Genomic DNA, 16348 nt, shown 5'->3' with positions numbered 1-16348 from the left:
CGCCGGGTAGCTTGCCGGCGTACCGTCGCGTTCGTGGAACCGGACGTGTTGGGGCCGCCGTACGAGCGGCAGACGATCGACCTGGGCACCGACGACGAAGGCCCCGTTGTCGCGACCCTGGTCCGGCGGCGGGCCGAGCGCCCCACCGGGCGGGCGGTGCTCTACGTGCACGGCGACTACTTCTTCCAGACCCACCTGGCCGACTTCTTCGCCGAACGCGGTTGGGACTTCTACGCCCTCGACCTGCGCAAGTACGGCCGCAGCCTGCTCGCGCACCAGACGCCGAACTTCTGCCGCGACATCAGCGACTACTTCCCCGAGCTGGACGCCGCCGCCGAGATCATCCGCTCCGACGACGGGCACGACACCCTCCTGGCGATGGGCCACTCCACCGGCGGCCTGATCATCTCGCTCTGGGCGGATGCCCGCCGCGACACCGGCACCGTCGACGGCCTGGTCCTCAACAGCCCCTTCTTCGACCTCAACGCCCCCTGGGCGGTCCGTCGACCCCTCGCGGCCGCCGTCTCCCGGCTGGGCCGCAGGGCGCCGCACCGCATCCTGCCGTTCGGCCTGGGCACGGTGTACGGCGAGAGCCTGCACGCCGACCACCGCGGCGAGTGGACCTATGACCTCGCGTGGAAGCCGCTGGCCGGGTTCCCGGTGCGCGCCGGCTGGCTGAACGCGATCCGCGCCGGTCAACGCCGGCTGCGCGCCGGCCTGGACATCCCGGTGCCGGTGCTGCTGGCCTGCTCGACCCGCTCCTTCCGGGGCACCAAGTGGCACGACAACGCGACCCTGGCCGACGCCGTGCTGGACGTCGAACACATGGTGCGGTACGCGCCCCGCCTCGGCCGGCACGTCACCCTGGCCCGCTTCGACGGCGGGTTGCACGACCTCACGCTCTCCGGCCCCGCCGTACGCGCAAAGGTCTTCGACGAGGTCGGCCGCTGGGCCGAGGCGTTCCTGGCCACCGGCCCCACCGCCCCGGCCGAGTCTGTCTCCGCCACCGACGCGCCCGGGTTGCCGCAGAGCCGGCCTCCGACGACCGATCGCGCCGAGGCGACAGCGCTCGGCGACTGACCCGTCCCAGCGAGGCGAGCCGGGTTCAGGCGTCGCCGTGCGCGGCCGACAGGACGGCCCGGATCCGGTCGAAGGTCGCCACCGGGTGACCGTCGACGCCGGGCAGCACCAGGCCCAGGCAGTACAGCGAGACGTCGCCGGTGGCGTCGGCCTGCACGACGAAGACGGGCGCACCGACGTACCCCGATGGCAGTTCCGTGGTGATCCGCACGTCGTCCCCGTCGCGGACCACGCGCTCGATCCCCACCTCCAGCGGTCGCGAGGCGTCCTCGCGTACCCCATGGGCCAGCACGAAAGCGGAACTGGCGTCGGCACCGAGGCGGGCGAGGGCCTCGGGCCCGGCGGCGATCCCCGCCGGTACCGGCTGCACGCGCCACCGCCAGCCGCCGTCGCCGGCGTACCGGTGCAGGCCGGCGGTCGGCAACACCGCGACCCCGTCGCCCGGAAAGCGCGCCCAGCCGGGCGCGATCTCGCCCTCCGCGATGACGTCCGGGGCGACGCCGGCCGGCTCGGTGACGCTCGCCCGCAGGCCCAGCTCACCGCCGGCAGGGCCGACGAGGTCGGCCGCCGTCAGCAGCGCCTCCCCCACCGGGTCGTCGCCGCCCTGGAAGAAGAAGGCGGTGCCGTAGGCGTCGGCCGTCCGGTAGGGCAGGATGGCGCGGCCGACGACCTGGCACAGCTCGTAGGCGACGCCGCTCTCGGCGTCGGGGTCCAGCAACACCAGCCGAGGGTACGGGCCGACGCCCGGCCTCTTCGTGGGAACCCGGATGCCGGACGGGGACGCTCCGTGAGACCCTGCTCGGCAACGTGGACGCGGGCACCCTTTTCGTCGTCGGGCAGCCGGACGGCGGTACCCTCTGGGCGCGACATCCACACCGCGCGCCCGTAGCTCAGCGGATAGAGCAGGGGACTTCTAATCCCAAGGCCGCAGGTTCGAATCCTGCCGGGCGCACAGGTACCTCCCTCTTCCGGCCGGCTCGCGTGGGGCTATTCGTGGTGCGAGCGCGCCACGGTGGCCCCGCGACAGCCTCGAACGGACGCGCCAAGCGCCAGCGCGGCGAGATCGAAACTCTCCCCAGTGGGTCACTGCGCGTGAAGGTCTATGCCGGCGTTGACCCGATCAGCGGTAAGCGGCACTAGCTGACCGAGGTCATCCCCGCCGGCCGCACCGCCGCCAAGGAAGCCGAGAAGGCGCGTACCCGGCTGCTGGCCCAGGTGGACGAGCGACGCAACCCGCGAACCCGCGCCACGCTCAACCAACTTCTGGACCGGTGGCTTGAGGTGGCCGACATCGAGGCCACGACGTGCATGGGCTACGTCAACAAGCTCAACAAGCACGTCCGGCCGGTGCTCGGCAAGCTGCCGGTCGACCGGCTCGACGCCGAGACGTTGGAGTCGTTCTACGCGAGCCTGCGCCGCTGCCGCGACTGGTGCGGCGGCAAGGCGTACGTGAAGCACCGTGTGGAGGGCGAGCACACCTGCACCGCCAGGTGCAGGCCGCACGTCTGCAAGCCGCTCAGCGCTTCGTCGGTGCGGTAAATCCACTGGATCCTCAGTGGTGCTCTCAGCCGCGCGGTCCGGCGGCGCACCTATCCGGGGGTGGGGGCAACGTGGCGGCCAGGCTCGGATAACGCTTTGCCGAGCGCCACCGGGGTGGCTTAGGTTCGCCGGATGGTGGAGATCGAGACTGAGCGGCTTATCCTGCGGAACTGGCGGGACTCCGACCTGTCGCCGTGGACGGCCATGAACGCCGACCCGGAGGTCCGAGAACATCTCGGGCCGCTACTTAGTCCGGAGCAGGGCGCGGCCTCGATGCGCAGCTTCCAGGAAGATCTAGACCGGAATGGGTTTGGCTTCTGGGCCGTGGAGGTCCGCGACACAAGGCAATTCGTCGGGTTCGCCGGCCTGGACGTTGTGGACGAGGGCATGCCGTTCACCGGCGTGGAGGCTGGCTGGCGACTGTCCCGGTCGGCTTGGGGGCACGGGTACGCCACGGAGGCGGCGCTGGCGGTGCTGCGATACGGCTTTGACAAGGTCGGGCTGACCGAAATCCTGGCGGTAACCACCAAGGCGAACCTGCGTTCGCAGGCGGTGATGCGCCGGATCGGCATGACCACGGACCCCGCCGAGGACTTTGACGACCCCGATGTGGACGAGGGCCCCTTGCGCCGTTGCGTGCTGTACCGCAAGCGTGCGGATGTGGTCTCCCAGACGTAGGCGAGGTCTCTCCCGGCAGCAGCCATGTGCCATCAGCGTGCCAACGCCCTCTGGCTTGGCTGTACAGCCATCCGCGATCTTCTTCTAATCCCAAGGCCGCAGGTTCGAATCCTGCCGGGGCGCACCCACCACATCGCAGTTCGACGGCTTCGTGCTGGGTTGAGCAATTGCCGCCTAGGGCTGCAATGCCGACAGGAGCAGATCCGTCACCGCTGCGGGGTGCGTGACCATCGCCAGGTGATGGGCGTCCAGGCTCCGGACCCGGTATCCACGTTCTTCCGCCTGCTCTGCCGTGGACTGGTACGCCGCGCTCAGCTGGAGGTAGATGTGTCCGGCGGAGTCCCATGCCTCGCCCGGCGTGGGCAGCACCTCGGAGACGACCTGCCACGGCAGTTCGGGTATGCCGTCCAGCACCGATCGCCGCTGTTCGGGGTCGGGCAGGACGTCGGCCAGGGATGCCGTGGGGAACCAGGTGTCCCACCGTGGCAGCCGGCCCGACACCGCAATCTCTCGCAGCCAGGTGGCCCGTTCCGCCGGCAGTGATCCGACCCAACTCGTGCCCGGATGCGGCAGGCGGGCATCCATGAAGACGACGTCGAGCTGGTCACTGCCGACCGCGTCGGCGATGCCCGGCAGGTAAGCGCCCGCGCGGCTGTGGCCGACGACGACGGTGGGCGCACCGGGAGTGACGGTGGCAGCGGCTGTGCAGACCGCCGCATGAAAGGACGTCGACTCGACGAGGGGGCGAAGATCCAGCACTGCCACACGCCACCCCGCCGCTTCGAGATGCGACCGCAGGGCGTCCCATGTCGCTGAGGTGAGGAGCGGGCTGTGGACGAGGAGCATCGTTGGTTCGGCGAGCACAATCGCATCCTGGTGGCTCTGCAGCCATCCGTACAGCCCTCGGCTCCTCCGTCCCCGCGAGGGCGTCCGCCGAGCGCCGAGCGACGCCATGCGATCAAGCAGGACAACCGCGAACAGGGCCTCCTTCGTCGGGAAGTGGCGGTTGATGCTTGGCCATCCCGTCTTGGCTGATGGTGAGCGGAGGGGCCTAGGAAGAGTCGGAGGATTGTTCGTAGATGGGCTCAGGTCGGATTCGGGTTAGATCGACGTGATGCTCGACTGACCGACGTGCAGACCCCGTGTACTCGGTGAGCGTGAACCGGCGGTGGTCGTCATTGCGGTGGACGGTGACGGCGACGATGCTGTCGTCTTCGAAGCGCAGCATGAAGACGGGATCCTGGTCGCACAGGAACGCGAAGCCGTCGCGGTCCTCGTCGGTATCGCTGACGAGGTGGTCATGAGCGTCCCAGCCGGTGTTGCTGGTGGTGATCACGACGGCGACTTCGACGCTGCCGAGCAGGAACGAGCTGTTGGCCCACCAGTCCAACCAGCAGCGGCCCTCAAAACGGTCCACACCACCACCCCCTCAAGTACAAAGTCCAGCCGCAACCGGGGCGGGCCTGCGAAGTGGGTGGGCCTTGATGCCGCGGGCGGGTCAGCCTTGCTCGGCTACGAAGGTGCCTCGCGCGTGCACGGTGACGACCAGGCCACGGTCGCGCAGCTCGCGCATCGCCATGCGGACGGTTCCTCGGGCCACGCCGTACGTCTGCTGCAAGTGGAGTTCGCTCGGCAACGGTTGTCCCGGGCGGAGCTTGCCCTCTTCGATCTGCTTAGCGAGCAGGTCAGCCAACTGCCGATATAGCGGCATGTTGTTGAGCGGGCTCGTCATGGGCGGCAGCGTAGACACGCACATGATCTGTACGTGTTCAGGGATGTCCAGTCTCTAGACGTCTAGCAGCTAGACGTCTAGAACCTGTACGTTTGTGAGGGTCAAACAAAGACGGCCCTCGACCGGCGCAGCCACGCCGATCGAGGGCCTTGATCGCCTAGCAAGGAGGCGACCCGTGAGCACCCTACCCACCCTGCCCGCCTGCCCAGAACCCGCGACGATCCGCATCGAGCTGTACTCAGCGGACTCTTTGGACGCTTGCGCGTACACCTGTGTCGACCACACCATCCGCGCGACCGCAGCCGTCGCCCGCGCCGGGTTGGAGGCGCACCTGATCGGCATGGCACCGGACGTCGAGCGGTCCTGCGGGCATGTGTTCGTCTTCCCGACCGGCACCCTTGCCGACGCGCCGACCGAGCTGGCGCACCCACGTTGGTGCGACCGGGACGACTGCGAGCGTCGAGGTCAGCACCATTCCCGCATCCTCGGCGTGGGCACCGACCGGCCGGAGGTGGTCACCGTGCAAGCGGTCCTGGTGCAGGCCCTGCACGAGGCTGCTGAGCCGATGGTGCGCCTGGAGGACAGCGCGGCAACCCGGCTGCTCCTCTCGGTCCGGCAGACGCGGGTGTTGCGGTACCGCCTGGCTCATCTGCTCGACCTGACCAGGGCAGGGCGCTGACGCGGATCAGCCGAGATCCATGCTCGGCAAGAAGTGCACGGTGCATGTCTTCGGGCGGGCTCGCGCGCAGCGCCTCTGCTGATAACGTCGCCGCGTGTCGATGTTCCGGACTCCTCAGGTGATCCTCTTCAGCGAGGACGTCCCCCGCGCCGCCGAGTTCTACGCCGGTCTCGGCTTCACCGAGACCTTCCGGGTGCCGACCGAGGGCGAGCCGATCCACATCGATCTCGCGCTCGACGGCTACAAGATCGGCATCGCCTCGGTGGCCTCCACTCGCGACGATCACGGGCTCGACCCCGTGCCGCAGGGTCAGCGGGCCGCGGTGATCCTCTGGACCGATGACACCGCTGGCGCGTACGCCGCCCTCACGGCGGACGGCGCCCCCGCCCTGGCCGCGCCGCACCGGTGGCTCGACCGCCTGCTGATCGCGTGGACGGCCGACCCGGACGGCAACCCGATCCAGATCGTCCAGCACCTCTGACGACTCCGCCTGGGCGCACCGCATGAAGGCCGGAGAGCCTGTTGCGCCCGCGGGTCCGAGTGGCTTGTCGGAGAGAGCGAACAGCGGATCGAACCCGCACCGGAAGCGGGTGCCGAGCCGTCGCGCCGGTGCCATATGCTGCGCGCGTCCACACGGGGGCCACGGGGAGAATCACATGCGACGGTACGGCAGGGCAGCGCTCGCGGCTGCGTTCCTCACGGTGGCATTGGCGGGCTGCGGCACGCCGGCCGGCACGGACGGTGACCTGTCCGACGACTGGCGACCGATGGCGGCGGCGCAGCAGTTCACCCCGAAGGCTGGCGAGTGCCACGTCATCCCCGAGGCGAGCTCGTACCTGAGCAGCTACTCCCCCGTCGACTGCGCGAAGACCCACCTGGTCGAGACGTTCCACGTCGGCATCTTCACCGGCGCCCTGGCCGCGCGCAGCACCCCACCCACCGTGGAGTCGGCGGCCATGCGTGGCGTCTTCGCCGACTGCGACACCCGGGCCAAGGAGTTCGTCGGCGGGGACTGGCGCACCGCGCGGCTCTCCGTCCAGGTCGCGCCGACCTCGCCGGACGGGTGGGCGGGTGGCAGCCGCTCCTACCGGTGCGACATCTTCGAGCTGGACGAGGTGGACGGCGCCAACGGCGACTCCGACCGGGCCATCCACCGGTCCGGGACGCTGCGCAACGCGGTCGGCAGCCGTTCGCCGCTGACGTACGGCTGCATGAACGAGGACGAGTGGGGCCGACTGCGGCCGGCCGCCTGCACGGCCGGGCACCAGTACGAGTTCGTCGGCGTCTGGACCGCCCCGGATCGCTCCTACGCCGACGCCGTGCGCGACGAGGACGCGGTCCACCCCGCCTGTCGTACGCTGGTCGCCCGCTACGCCAAGGTGCCCGTCGACGCCAACCTGCGCTACCGCACCGGCACCGCGTACCGCTTCCCCTCGCAGGAGCTGTGGGCGCGCGGCGACCGGGGTGTGCGCTGCTACTTCTGGTCCGGCGGCACCAACGTCAAGCGCTCGATCGCCGGCGGTGGCACGAAGGCGCTGCCGGTGGGCTGAGCCCCACCGAAGATCGGCGCACGCTCAGACCGGCCCCAACAGCGCCGCCAACGCGGCGTCACCCTGCCCGAGTTGCGTCCCACCGGGTGGTGCCACGACCAGGAAGCGCCGGCAGGCGTCGAGTTCGACGTACCACTCGGGCCCACCGCCGTCCAGGGACCGGAGCACCGCGAAGCGGGACGCCGGGGTGGCACAGTCGGCCGCCGGCCGGGTGGTGGCCAGCGCCGGGAGCACCTTCGCCTGCCGCTCGGGTGGCAGCGGCCCGCCGTACACGAAGTCACCTGCCGGTTTGCCGCCGCCCCGCTCGGACGGCGGCACCTCGTAGACGCAGAGGCGCAGCGGCCCGGCCTTCGGACTCGCGCCGGGCACGACACGTCCGGGACGACCGAGGGTGGTCTCCACCCACACCATGTCGGACCACCGCTGCTCACAGCCGGCGGTCTCGGCCGCCGACGATTCGACCTGCCCGACGGTACGGCTGTCGACAGTGGTCGGGCGCAGCCCGTCCAACGCCGCGCGCACCTCCGGGCGCGGCTTGCCGCAGGAGTCCGTCGGCAGGTACGGCCGCAGCCACCGACCCTTGTCGTCGAGCAGCGCCAGCCAGGGTGGGACGAGCATGTCGGCCGTGCAGGCGATGTCCCCCCGACCCCGTTCCTCGTCGGCCAGTCCCAGCGCGGCGACCAGCGGGCCGATGTCGCCGGCGCGGCGCTCGGTGGCCACCTCCTCCCGGCCACCAGCGGCCCCCGGCACGACGTCGCGGCCGCACAGCACTGCAGCGACCGGGGTGAACGCCGGGTCGATCCGTCCGACGCGCGGCTCGACCCCGGCCGGCATCGGCGCCGCGGGCCCGTCCGACCCTGGCGGTACGGGCAGCACGACGCCTGCCTGCGGCGCGACCTGGGCGCAGGAGGTCCACTTCTCGACGATCTCGGCCGGGCCGGGATCGTTCGGCGTGTTGACCGTGCCCGCGCAGCCTGCCATTACCAGCCCGCACAACCCCACGCCGAGCAGCGCCGCCACCAGTGTCGTTCCGCCCGAGCGCATCCCGCTCACCACCTCTCTACCGCCGCCGGATGAGACGGGCGGCCGTCCGGCGGGGTTCCCGCGTGACGTCGCCGACCATGGGCGACGCCGCCCGCCGGGGTCGGCGCATCCGTCGGCATGATGGCCCGATGGCACATCTGGGACTGGTCGCGGTACTGGTACGCGAGTACGACGAGGCGATCGACTTCTACGTGGGCGGCCTCGGCTTCGAGCTGGTGGAGGACACCGCCCGCCCGGACGGCTCGCGCTGGGTGGTGGTGCGCCCGGTGGGGGCCCGGGAGACGTCGCTGCTGCTGGCCCGACCGAGCAGCGCCGAGCAGCAGGCGCGGGTGGGCGACCAGACCGGCGGCCGGGTCGGGCTGTTCCTGCACACCGAGGACTTCGCCCGGGACCACGCCCGGATGGTCGCGGCCGGGGTGCGGTTCCTGGAGGAGCCACGGCACGAGGCGTACGGCTCGGTGGCGGTCTTCGTCGATCTGTACGGCAATCGGTGGGACCTGATCCAGCCCCGCAGCGCAGAGTGACGATAAGGCGACACCATGCGCACGGTGGGTGAACGCTCACCGTCCGCCATGCTATTCTCCGATGTCGATCTCTGCCGCGCGGACCCGGACCGGGTCGTTGTCGGAAGGACAGCTCCCGATGCCGGCGACTGCCGCCCCGACCGTGCCACCGCCCGTCCTGGACAGCCCGGCCGGCGGGGCGTTGAGTCTCATCTTCACCACATTTCCGGCGCTGCTGCGGCTGACGTGCGGGTTGGTCGGCGCCGCCGTGGCGCTGTCGGTGCGTACCCCGCCGGTCGATGAGGCCCTGCTGCTGCCCGGCGTGGCCGCGCTCACCGGCTGGTCGCTCTGGTACGCCGGCCGCGCAGTGCGCCACGGGATCACCCCGGCACTGGTCGCCGGTGACGTCGGGCTCACCGCGCTGGCCTGCCTGCTCATCCCTCGCCTGGTGGCGCCCGAGGTGCTGCCCGGCGAGGGCAGTTGGATCGCGGTGCTCGCCAGCACCACGGTGATCAACGCGCAGGCCACCGCACCGGCCCGCTGGTCCGTCCCGGCCGGGCTGCTGGTCACCGCCACCTACGTGGTGGGCACGCAGGCGGCCGGCAACCCCGCCGAGGCCCGGGCGCACGCCGCCACCCTGCTGGTGCAGACGGCCTGCACGGCGATGATGACGGCGGTGATGCGCCGCCGGATGGGGCGGGCCGACCGGGCGTTCGCCGAGCACCAGCGGTTGACCCGGGAGGCGTTGGTCGCCCGGGCCGCCCGGGAGGCGGAGCGCCAGCAGAATCGGGACCTGCACGACACCGTGCTCGGCACGCTGACCATGGTGGGGCTCGGCGCGGTGGCCGGCCCGTCGGCCGCGTTCCGCGACCGGTGCGCCGCCGACCTGCGTACTCTCGTCGCGTTGACCGACCTCGGCCCGGTGCCCGGCGACGGCCCGGTTCCCCTCGACGGTCGGTTGCGGACGGTGCCCGACCGGCTGCCCGAACTGGCGGTGGGCCTGGAGCTGGCCTCCTGCGCGGTGCCCGCCGGGGTGGCCGACGCGATCACCGAGAGCGCCTACGCGGCACTGTCCAACGTGGTCCGGCACGCGCCGGGCGCGCGGGCCACACTGCGGCTGACCCGCGACGCGGTCTCCGTCGTGGTCGAGGTGGTCGACGACGGCCCCGGCTTCGATCCGGACACCGTCCCCGCGCACCGGTACGGGCTGCGCGAGTCGATCCACGGTCGGATGGCGGCGGTCGGCGGGCGGGCCGAGGTGCGCTCCGCGCCCGGTGCGGGCACCCGGATCCGACTGGAGTGGCCCGGTGTCGGCTGACCTCGGCGCCTCGGCGGAGCGCACCCGCACCCGCGAGGCGCTCATCCCGGGGCCGCCGCCCGGCCCGGCCGACGGGCCCACGCCGCCCGAGCCCGCGGTGCTCGCCGCGCCGGCCGCGGTGGCGCACGCCTCCGACCGGGGTGCCCGGATCGTCGCCGTCGCCATCGCGCTGGCCTGGCATGTCGCGATCGGACTGCCGGCGGTGCTGGCGACGCGGACCCAGTTCACCGCGCCGACGGTGGTGCTCGGCGGTTGGATCCTGGTCGCCGTGACCGGGGCGGTGGCCGGCGTCCGGCTGCTGCGGGGCGCGCCGCTGCCGCCCTGGCCGCTCGCCGGGCTGCTGCTCGCCGTCGACGCGGCCGTCTTCGCCGCGGTCGGCGAACGGCAACTGTTCGCCGCCGCGAACTGGGTGTGGGGCACGCTCGGCTGGTTCTTCGTGCTGGCGCTGTGGGGTCGGCGGGTCAGCGGTCTGGTCGCGCTGCTGACCACGCACGCGTTGATCGCGCTCGCCGCCGTCCTCGCGCACGGCCCCGGCCCGGCCGACCTGGCCCGCTACACCATGTACGTCTACGGCACCTTCTCGCTGCCGGTGGCGGTCTTCGTCGGCAGCGCGGTGATCGTCGGCCTGGCCCGGGACCGGGCCGCCGCGGCTGCCACGCTGCACACGCTCTCCGCCGAGCGGGCGGCCGCCGAGCGGGGCCGGCAGGAACGCCGTGACCGGCTCGCCCTGGTCGGCGCGGCGGCCGGACGGGTGCTCGGCGAACTGGCCGCCGGCGAGATCGCCCCGGACGACCCGGAGGCGCAGCGCCGCTGCGTGCTGGCCGCGGCCCGGCTGCGCCGCCTGATCGCCGAGTCCGACGACGTGCCCGACCCGTTGCTGCACGAGCTGCGGGCCGCCGCCGACCTGGCCGAACGCAACGGGCTGCCGATCGACCTGATCGCCATCGGCACCCCACCGCCGCTGCCGGTCCAGATCCGCCGCCGGCTGGCCGACCCGCTCACCGGCCTGCTCGCCGACGCCCGGGGGTGGGCGCGTCTGACCGTGGTGTCCGGCCCCGGCGAGGTGGTGGTCAGTCTGGTCACGCCGGACCGGGAGGGGCCGGACGCGACCGGCCCTCCGCCCGGGGAGCACGAGGACGGGCCGGTGCAGCACCTCTACGAACGGGACGGGGACATCAGATGGGCGCAGACCCGGTGGTTGGGGTGACCGGTGACCGGCTGGTCGGGGTGTCGATCGTCGACGACCACCCGGTGGTCGTCGAGGGAGTGCGCGCCTGGCTCGCCAGCGAGCCGCGACTGACCGTGCTGGCCACCGGGGACGACCCGGACGAGGTGCTGCGGGCTGCGCCGGACGCCGACGTCGTCCTGCTCGACCTGCGGCTGCACGGCCGGATGGCGCTGGACAAGCTGGCCGAGTTGAGTGCCACCGGGCGACGGGTGGTGGTCTACTCGGAGCACACCGACCCGGAGACGATGCTCGCCGCGCTGGACGCCGGGGCGGTGGCTTTCCTTGCCAAGCACGAGGGCCGGGAGCACTGCGTGGCGACCGTGTTGGCCGCGGCGAGCGACCGCCCGTACGTGCCGCCGGCGCTCGCCGGCGCGATGGTCGGCGACCCGAGGCCGGACCGGCCGATGCTGTCCGACAAGGAGCGTGAGGCGCTGCTGCTCTGGTTCCAGTCGATGTCGAAGGCGTCGGTGGCCCGTCGCATGCAGATCAGCGAGCACACGGTGAAGCAGTATGTGGACCGCGCGCGGATCAAGTACACCCGGGCGGGGCGGCCGGCAGCCACAAAGGCCGCTCTGCTCGCCCGTGCGATCGAGGACGGGCTCGTCCGCCCGGAGGAGATCGGCATCTACCGGTCACAGGCGACGCACGACCGGCCGACCCCCTAACGGGCGTCATGACAGCGGCCGGCGCATCGGCCAGGCTCAACCCACAGCCAGCTGACCGGGAGGTCGTGACGATGCACGCCGACGCGTCCCCCTTTTTCATCGGCCCACACCGGTTCGACGCGCCGGACGACGACGTGGGCCCGACCCTCGACCGGCGTTACGACATGCGCCCGCTGCCCGGCGAGAAGGTGCTCGGCAGACACCGGCTGCTCGTCGCCGGCTACCTGCTCGGGCCGACCGAGACACGACGCGGCTGGCAGCTTCCCGGGCCGGTCTCGGTGACCGTCACCGACCAGCGGATCTGCTGGGTGGGCACCGGCTCGCAGCTGTCCCTGGTCGACGACGACACCCCGCGGTCCCGGCCGGCGGGGCGGTTGACCGGTCTGATGACCGGCCAGATCCGCTGGCAGTGGCCGTCCCGGCTGGAGCTTCCCCGCACCGATCCGGCGCAGCTCATGATCGTCTGCGACGCGTTGCGCACCATCCAGCAGCCGGCGCTGGCCCTCGGCGGGTCACCGGGTGAGATCATCGCGCTGGCCCGGCAGGTGCGCCGGGCGGTGGCCATGTTCCGGCTCACCCGCCCGCAACTCGTGGACCTCTCCGCACAGGAGCGCGACGTTCTGCTGCTGCGGGCCGGCCCCGCGCTGTCCGCCGGGGAAACCCGGATCACCCTGCCCGGCTCGCTGCCGGTGGAGTTCCGCTCCCGCGACGACTACTACCGCTCGGGACCGGAGCCGACCTCCTGGGACGGTTTCGCAGGCGGCGCGGCGTCCGGGCGTTGGTGAAGCCGGTCCGCGCGGCCGGTCTTGATCATTCTCAGACGCTCGGGGTGCGCTCCTCGCCGACGGCGTCCAGCGCGGCGGCCTCCTCCGGGGTCGGCGCGGTGCCACCGAGGTGCGCCGGGAGCCACCAGGTGTCCTCCGGGCCGGCCGGCGCGTCCGGGTACTCGCGCTGGGCCCGCTCGACGAGCGCGCTCAGCCGGGTGGTCAGCTCGGCGGCCAGCACGTTCGGGTCCGGGAAGTCCGCCGGGTGGATCGGCTCGCCGATCAGGATGGTGATGGGTGTGTGCCGGCGGGTGAGGGTGCGCGGGCGGCCCTTCGTCCAGAGCCGCTGGGTGCCCCACAGCGCGACCGGCAGCACCGGCACCTTCGCCGAACGGGCCATCCGCACGGTGCCGCTCTTGAGTTCCTTGACCGTGAACGACCGGCTGATCGTGGCCTCCGGGAAGACGCCCACCACCTCGCCGCGCTTGAGCGCGTCGACCGCCGAGCGGAACGAGGCGGCGCCGGCCTGCCGGTCCACCGGGATGTGGCGCATGCCGCGCATCAGCGGGCCGGAGATCCGGTGCGTGAAGACCGACTGCTTGGCCATGAACCGCACCAGCCGACCCGACGCGTTCGCACCCAGCCCGGCGAAGATGAAGTCGAGGTAGCTGACGTGGTTGCTGGCCAACACCGCCCCGCCGGTGCGGGGTACGTGGTGAGCGCCCTCGATGGTGATCTTCAGGTCGAGGACCCGGAACATTGTCTTGGCGGCGGCGATAACGGGCGGGTAAACGAGCTCCGGCATCCGCAGAATCTACCCTGCCCGGCTGGGGATCGCCTGGGCGGCGGCCCGGCGGCGACGCGGGTGGCGCGCCGCCGCCGGTCCGCCGGTCCGCCGGTCCTGGCTCAGTCGGCGAGGCTGTTCAGATCGAGCCGGCCGCGGGCGAAGGCGTCCACCCGACCCCAACGACCCGGGATGTCCAGCACCTCGATCCGGCCCATCCCGACCGGCAACCGTGGTTCCACCGCCAGGTGCCCCTCGTGCGGTTCGAGGCCGAGCATGGTGCGCAGCAACAGCAGCGGCGTACCCGTCGACCAGGCCTGCGGGCTGCACGCCGTCGGATACTCCACCGGGAACTTCGTCAGCTCCCGCGGGTAGCCGCCGAACGCCTCCGGTAGCCGCCCGTCGAAGTAGGTGGCCGCGTCCAGGATGCCGTTGGCGATGGTGGCGGCCTCCTCGGCGAAGCCGTACCGGCGCAGGCCCCAGGCGATGAAGGAGTTGTCGAACGGCCAGATCGTGCCGTTGTGGTAGCCGATCGGGTTGTACCGCGTCTCCCCCTCGGCGAGGGTCCGCACCCCCCAGCCGGAGAACAGTCGCGGCCCGACCAGGTGCGCCGCCACCTTCTCCGCGCGCTCGGGGAGGACGATCCCGCTCCAGAGCAGATGGCCGATGTTGGAGCTGAGGACGTCGCACTGGCGGCCGTCCGGGTCCAGGGCCAGCGCGTAGTACTCGCCGTCGGCCACCCACCAGTCCCGGTTGAACCGCTCCTTCAGCTCCGCCGCCTCCCGCTCCAACTGGTTGGCGAACTCCGGGTCACCCCAGAACTCGCGGGCCATCCGCGCCGCGCGGACCTTCGCGTCGTACGCATACCCCTGCACCTCGCAGGTCGCCCGCGGGAACGGGGGCAGGGTGCCGTCGGAGTAGGAGATCGAGTCCCAGGAGTCCTTCCAGCACTGGTTCTCCAGGCCGGTTTCGGTGTTGCGCCGCTCGTACCAGATGTAGCCGTTGCCGACCAGGTCGGCGTAGCTGTCGATCCACCGCAGCGCCGCCCGGGACTCCTGCTCCAACTCCTTGACCAGCGCGACGTCCCCGCTCCACCGCTCGTACTCGTCGAGCAGCACGAGGAACAGCGGCGTCGCGTCCACCGAGCCGTAGTACGGCGAGTGCGGCTGCTCCTCGAAGGCCGCGGTCTCGCCGTAGCGCATCTCGTGCAGGATCCGCCCCGGGTCCTCGTCCCGGAAGTCGTCGAACCGGCTGCCCTGCAGCGACGCCAGGATGCGCAGCGTCGTCTTCGACAACTGCGGGGTGAACGGCAGGGTCTGCAGGCAGGTGAGGATGCTGTCCCGGCCGAACATGGTCATGAACCAGGGCAGGCCGGCGGCCGGCAGGGTGGCGCCGCCCAGCGACAGCGGCGAGAAGCGCAGCGCCGCCAGGTCGATCAGGCTGCGCCGGTACGTGCTGGCCACCCGGCCGTGCTGACTGTTGACCTTCGGTGCTTCCGCGATCCACTGCTCCAGGTCATGTTGCAGGGCCAGCCGCTCGCCGCCGTGCACTCGTAGCCCGAGACGCAGGTCCCGGCCGCCGGGGCCGACGGCGTGCGTCTGCACGTCGATCGCCGCTTCCCACTGCTCGTTGGGCTCCAGGTGGACGGTGTACGCGAAGCCCCGGCTGTCGTACCGCGCCGATATCGACGAGGAAATGATCGTCTCGCGCCGGAAGTTGCCCCGGCGGTAGCCCAGGCGCAGCTTGTCCGACTCCACCTCGGTGTAGATCTCGCCCTTCTTGTTCAGGATCTCGTCCTTGACCTGGAACAGGTCGGCGAAGTCGGACGCCGCGTCCATCCGGACTTCGAGGTCGACCGGCTTCTCGTCGTGGTTGAGGATGGTGAGCTGCTCCCGGAAGCTGCCGCCGACCGCACGCTCCCGGATGATCGACAACTTCGCGTCCACGTAGTGCGTGGCCATCCCCGGCACCAGGAAGAACCGCGACTCGAAGTACTGCAGGTCGTCGTACGACAGCGAGTTGAGGCGTTCGCCGTTCACGCTCAGCACCCACGTGGACAGGAACCGGGTGTCGATGGAGAAGAGCCCGGTCGGCTCACTCGGCGTCGCCTCGATGTCACCGGTGTCCTCACAGACGACGAACGTGTTGCCGTCCAGGATCCGGATCGTGTTGCTCTGGCCCATCAGCGCGCCTCCTCAGCGAAGCGGCGACGCGGCCCACGGGCGTCCGGCGACCCGGGGAAGATTCGCTCCACCTGCACCACCAGCCGGGCGTCCCCCGATACCGTCATGTCCCCGCGCAACAGGGCGGCCAGACCGTGCTCACGGCCGGCCGCGATCTCGTCGAACAGCATCGGGCTCGCGCCGATCACCGTGTCGGCCTCCCGGTCCTCCTGGCTCACGTTCAGTCGCCCGTGGTCGATCGCGAGCAGCCAGTGCCGGGTCTGCGCCCCCTCGTGCAGATCGATCCGCAGTGTCCCGGAGGTCTTCGCCAGCAGAGGCTCGTACCCCCGCCGGTCCAGGTCCTCGAAGAACCTCGTGGTCGCGTCCACCATCGGGTCCACTCCTCCCCCAGTTGGCCGGGCCCGGGATCCCACCCGGCGCGCCCGCGTCGCGCGCACGGCCGGCGTTGCACGTCCCGCACGGGTCCCCCCACCGCGCAGGCCCAACCTCGCCCGAATCGGGTGCGCCCCCCCCCCCCCCCCCCCCCCCCCCCCCCCGGGGGGGGGGGGGGGGGGGGGGTGGTGGGGGGGGTGCGGGGGCTCGTTCGCGGGAATAAGATCTA

18 protein-coding genes, 1 tRNA gene and 1 pseudogene are annotated in these 16348 nt (G+C 71.9%); 12 read left to right on the top strand and 8 right to left on the bottom strand.

The window, feature by feature from the left end; all coding sequences use genetic code 11:
* Positions 1-33 precede the first annotated feature (33 nt).
* Positions 34-1080 carry an alpha/beta hydrolase gene (locus ABZU46_RS17355; protein ID WP_354858776.1) on the top strand — a complete coding sequence of 349 codons (1047 nt, stop codon included), beginning with the start codon at positions 34-36 and terminating at the stop codon, positions 1078-1080.
* Positions 1081-1105: 25 nt separating this feature from the next.
* Here the strand turns inward: ABZU46_RS17355 and ABZU46_RS17350 are convergent, their stop codons facing one another.
* Positions 1106-1801 (bottom strand): hypothetical protein, encoded by a 696-nt coding sequence (locus tag ABZU46_RS17350; protein WP_354858774.1) that lies wholly within the window; start codon positions 1799-1801, stop codon positions 1106-1108.
* Positions 1802-1959: 158 nt separating this feature from the next.
* On the opposite strand from ABZU46_RS17350, the gene ABZU46_RS17345 reads away from it, so the two are divergent.
* The 3 genes and pseudogenes from ABZU46_RS17345 to ABZU46_RS17335 all read left to right on the top strand — a co-directional run bounded on the left by ABZU46_RS17345 (position 1960) and on the right by ABZU46_RS17335 (position 3297).
* Positions 1960-2032, top strand: a tRNA-Arg gene (locus ABZU46_RS17345).
* Between the two features lie 188 nt (positions 2033-2220).
* Positions 2221-2616 (top strand): annotated as a pseudogene (locus ABZU46_RS17340) (site-specific integrase); the annotation flags it as partial.
* Positions 2617-2751: 135 nt separating this feature from the next.
* Positions 2752-3297 (top strand): GNAT family N-acetyltransferase, encoded by a 546-nt coding sequence (locus tag ABZU46_RS17335; protein ID WP_354858772.1) that lies wholly within the window; start codon positions 2752-2754, stop codon positions 3295-3297.
* 174 nt (positions 3298-3471) lie between these two features.
* Here ABZU46_RS17335 and ABZU46_RS17330 read toward each other — a convergent pair whose 3' ends face one another.
* The 3 genes from ABZU46_RS17330 to ABZU46_RS17320 form a co-directional block, all read right to left on the bottom strand.
* Positions 3472-4161, bottom strand: a complete 690-nt coding sequence (locus ABZU46_RS17330; protein ID WP_354858769.1) for an alpha/beta fold hydrolase — start codon at positions 4159-4161, stop codon at positions 3472-3474.
* Between the two features lie 187 nt (positions 4162-4348).
* Positions 4349-4714, bottom strand: a complete 366-nt coding sequence (locus tag ABZU46_RS17325; RefSeq protein WP_354858767.1) for a hypothetical protein — start codon at positions 4712-4714, stop codon at positions 4349-4351.
* An 81-nt stretch (positions 4715-4795) separates the two neighbouring features.
* The gene (locus ABZU46_RS17320; RefSeq protein ID WP_354858764.1) at positions 4796-5029 is read right to left on the bottom strand and encodes a GntR family transcriptional regulator; all 234 of its coding nucleotides are present in this window, start codon (positions 5027-5029) and stop codon (positions 4796-4798) included.
* A gap of 175 nt (positions 5030-5204) precedes the next feature.
* Here ABZU46_RS17320 and ABZU46_RS17315 point away from each other — a divergent pair, with 175 nt between their 5' ends.
* The 3 genes from ABZU46_RS17315 to ABZU46_RS17305 all read left to right on the top strand — a co-directional run bounded on the left by ABZU46_RS17315 (position 5205) and on the right by ABZU46_RS17305 (position 7258).
* Positions 5205-5708: a hypothetical protein gene (locus tag ABZU46_RS17315; protein WP_354858762.1), complete on the top strand. Its 504-nt coding sequence runs from the start codon at positions 5205-5207 to the stop codon at positions 5706-5708.
* A gap of 100 nt (positions 5709-5808) precedes the next feature.
* Positions 5809-6189 (top strand): VOC family protein, encoded by a 381-nt coding sequence (locus ABZU46_RS17310; protein ID WP_354858818.1) that lies wholly within the window; start codon positions 5809-5811, stop codon positions 6187-6189.
* Between the two features lie 175 nt (positions 6190-6364).
* Positions 6365-7258: a septum formation family protein gene (locus tag ABZU46_RS17305; protein WP_354858759.1), complete on the top strand. Its 894-nt coding sequence runs from the start codon at positions 6365-6367 to the stop codon at positions 7256-7258.
* Positions 7259-7282: 24 nt separating this feature from the next.
* On the opposite strand, the gene ABZU46_RS17300 is transcribed toward ABZU46_RS17305, so the two are convergent.
* Positions 7283-8302, bottom strand: coding sequence for a hypothetical protein (locus ABZU46_RS17300; RefSeq protein ID WP_354858757.1), 1020 nt, complete (start codon positions 8300-8302; stop codon positions 7283-7285).
* A gap of 128 nt (positions 8303-8430) precedes the next feature.
* On the opposite strand from ABZU46_RS17300, the gene ABZU46_RS17295 reads away from it, so the two are divergent.
* From ABZU46_RS17295 to ABZU46_RS17275, 5 genes are all read left to right on the top strand, one after another.
* Positions 8431-8826 carry a VOC family protein gene (locus tag ABZU46_RS17295; protein ID WP_354858755.1) on the top strand — a complete coding sequence of 132 codons (396 nt, stop codon included), beginning with the start codon at positions 8431-8433 and terminating at the stop codon, positions 8824-8826.
* Between the two features lie 118 nt (positions 8827-8944).
* Positions 8945-10123, top strand: coding sequence for an ATP-binding protein (locus ABZU46_RS17290; protein ID WP_354858752.1), 1179 nt, complete (start codon positions 8945-8947; stop codon positions 10121-10123).
* Positions 10124-10220: 97 nt separating this feature from the next.
* A complete protein-coding gene (locus ABZU46_RS17285) occupies positions 10221-11330 on the top strand; it encodes a hypothetical protein (RefSeq protein WP_354858816.1) in 1110 nt (369 codons plus the stop codon).
* Entirely contained in the window at positions 11303-12016 is a 714-nt protein-coding gene (locus tag ABZU46_RS17280) for a response regulator transcription factor (RefSeq protein ID WP_354858750.1), read from the top strand. The genes ABZU46_RS17285 and ABZU46_RS17280 overlap by 28 nt, the downstream gene beginning before the upstream one ends.
* 71 nt (positions 12017-12087) lie before the next feature.
* Complete coding sequence (locus ABZU46_RS17275) at positions 12088-12801, top strand: hypothetical protein (RefSeq protein ID WP_354858748.1); 714 nt, start codon at positions 12088-12090, stop codon at positions 12799-12801.
* A gap of 31 nt (positions 12802-12832) precedes the next feature.
* Here ABZU46_RS17275 and ABZU46_RS17270 read toward each other — a convergent pair whose 3' ends face one another.
* The 3 genes from ABZU46_RS17270 to ABZU46_RS17260 all read right to left on the bottom strand — a co-directional run bounded on the left by ABZU46_RS17270 (position 12833) and on the right by ABZU46_RS17260 (position 16118).
* Positions 12833-13585, bottom strand: coding sequence for a lysophospholipid acyltransferase family protein (locus ABZU46_RS17270; protein ID WP_354858746.1), 753 nt, complete (start codon positions 13583-13585; stop codon positions 12833-12835).
* Positions 13586-13686: 101 nt separating this feature from the next.
* The gene (locus ABZU46_RS17265; protein ID WP_354858745.1) at positions 13687-15747 is read right to left on the bottom strand and encodes a glycogen debranching N-terminal domain-containing protein; all 2061 of its coding nucleotides are present in this window, start codon (positions 15745-15747) and stop codon (positions 13687-13689) included.
* Positions 15747-16118, bottom strand: coding sequence for an SCP2 sterol-binding domain-containing protein (locus ABZU46_RS17260; RefSeq protein ID WP_354858743.1), 372 nt, complete (start codon positions 16116-16118; stop codon positions 15747-15749). The genes ABZU46_RS17265 and ABZU46_RS17260 overlap by 1 nt, the downstream gene beginning before the upstream one ends.
* Positions 16119-16348: the final 230 nt, after the last annotated feature.

Source organism: Micromonospora sp. NPDC005197 (assembly GCF_040608295.1).
GTDB lineage: Bacteria > Actinomycetota > Actinomycetes > Mycobacteriales > Micromonosporaceae > Micromonospora.
This window is presented reverse-complemented; position numbering and strand designations above follow the sequence as displayed.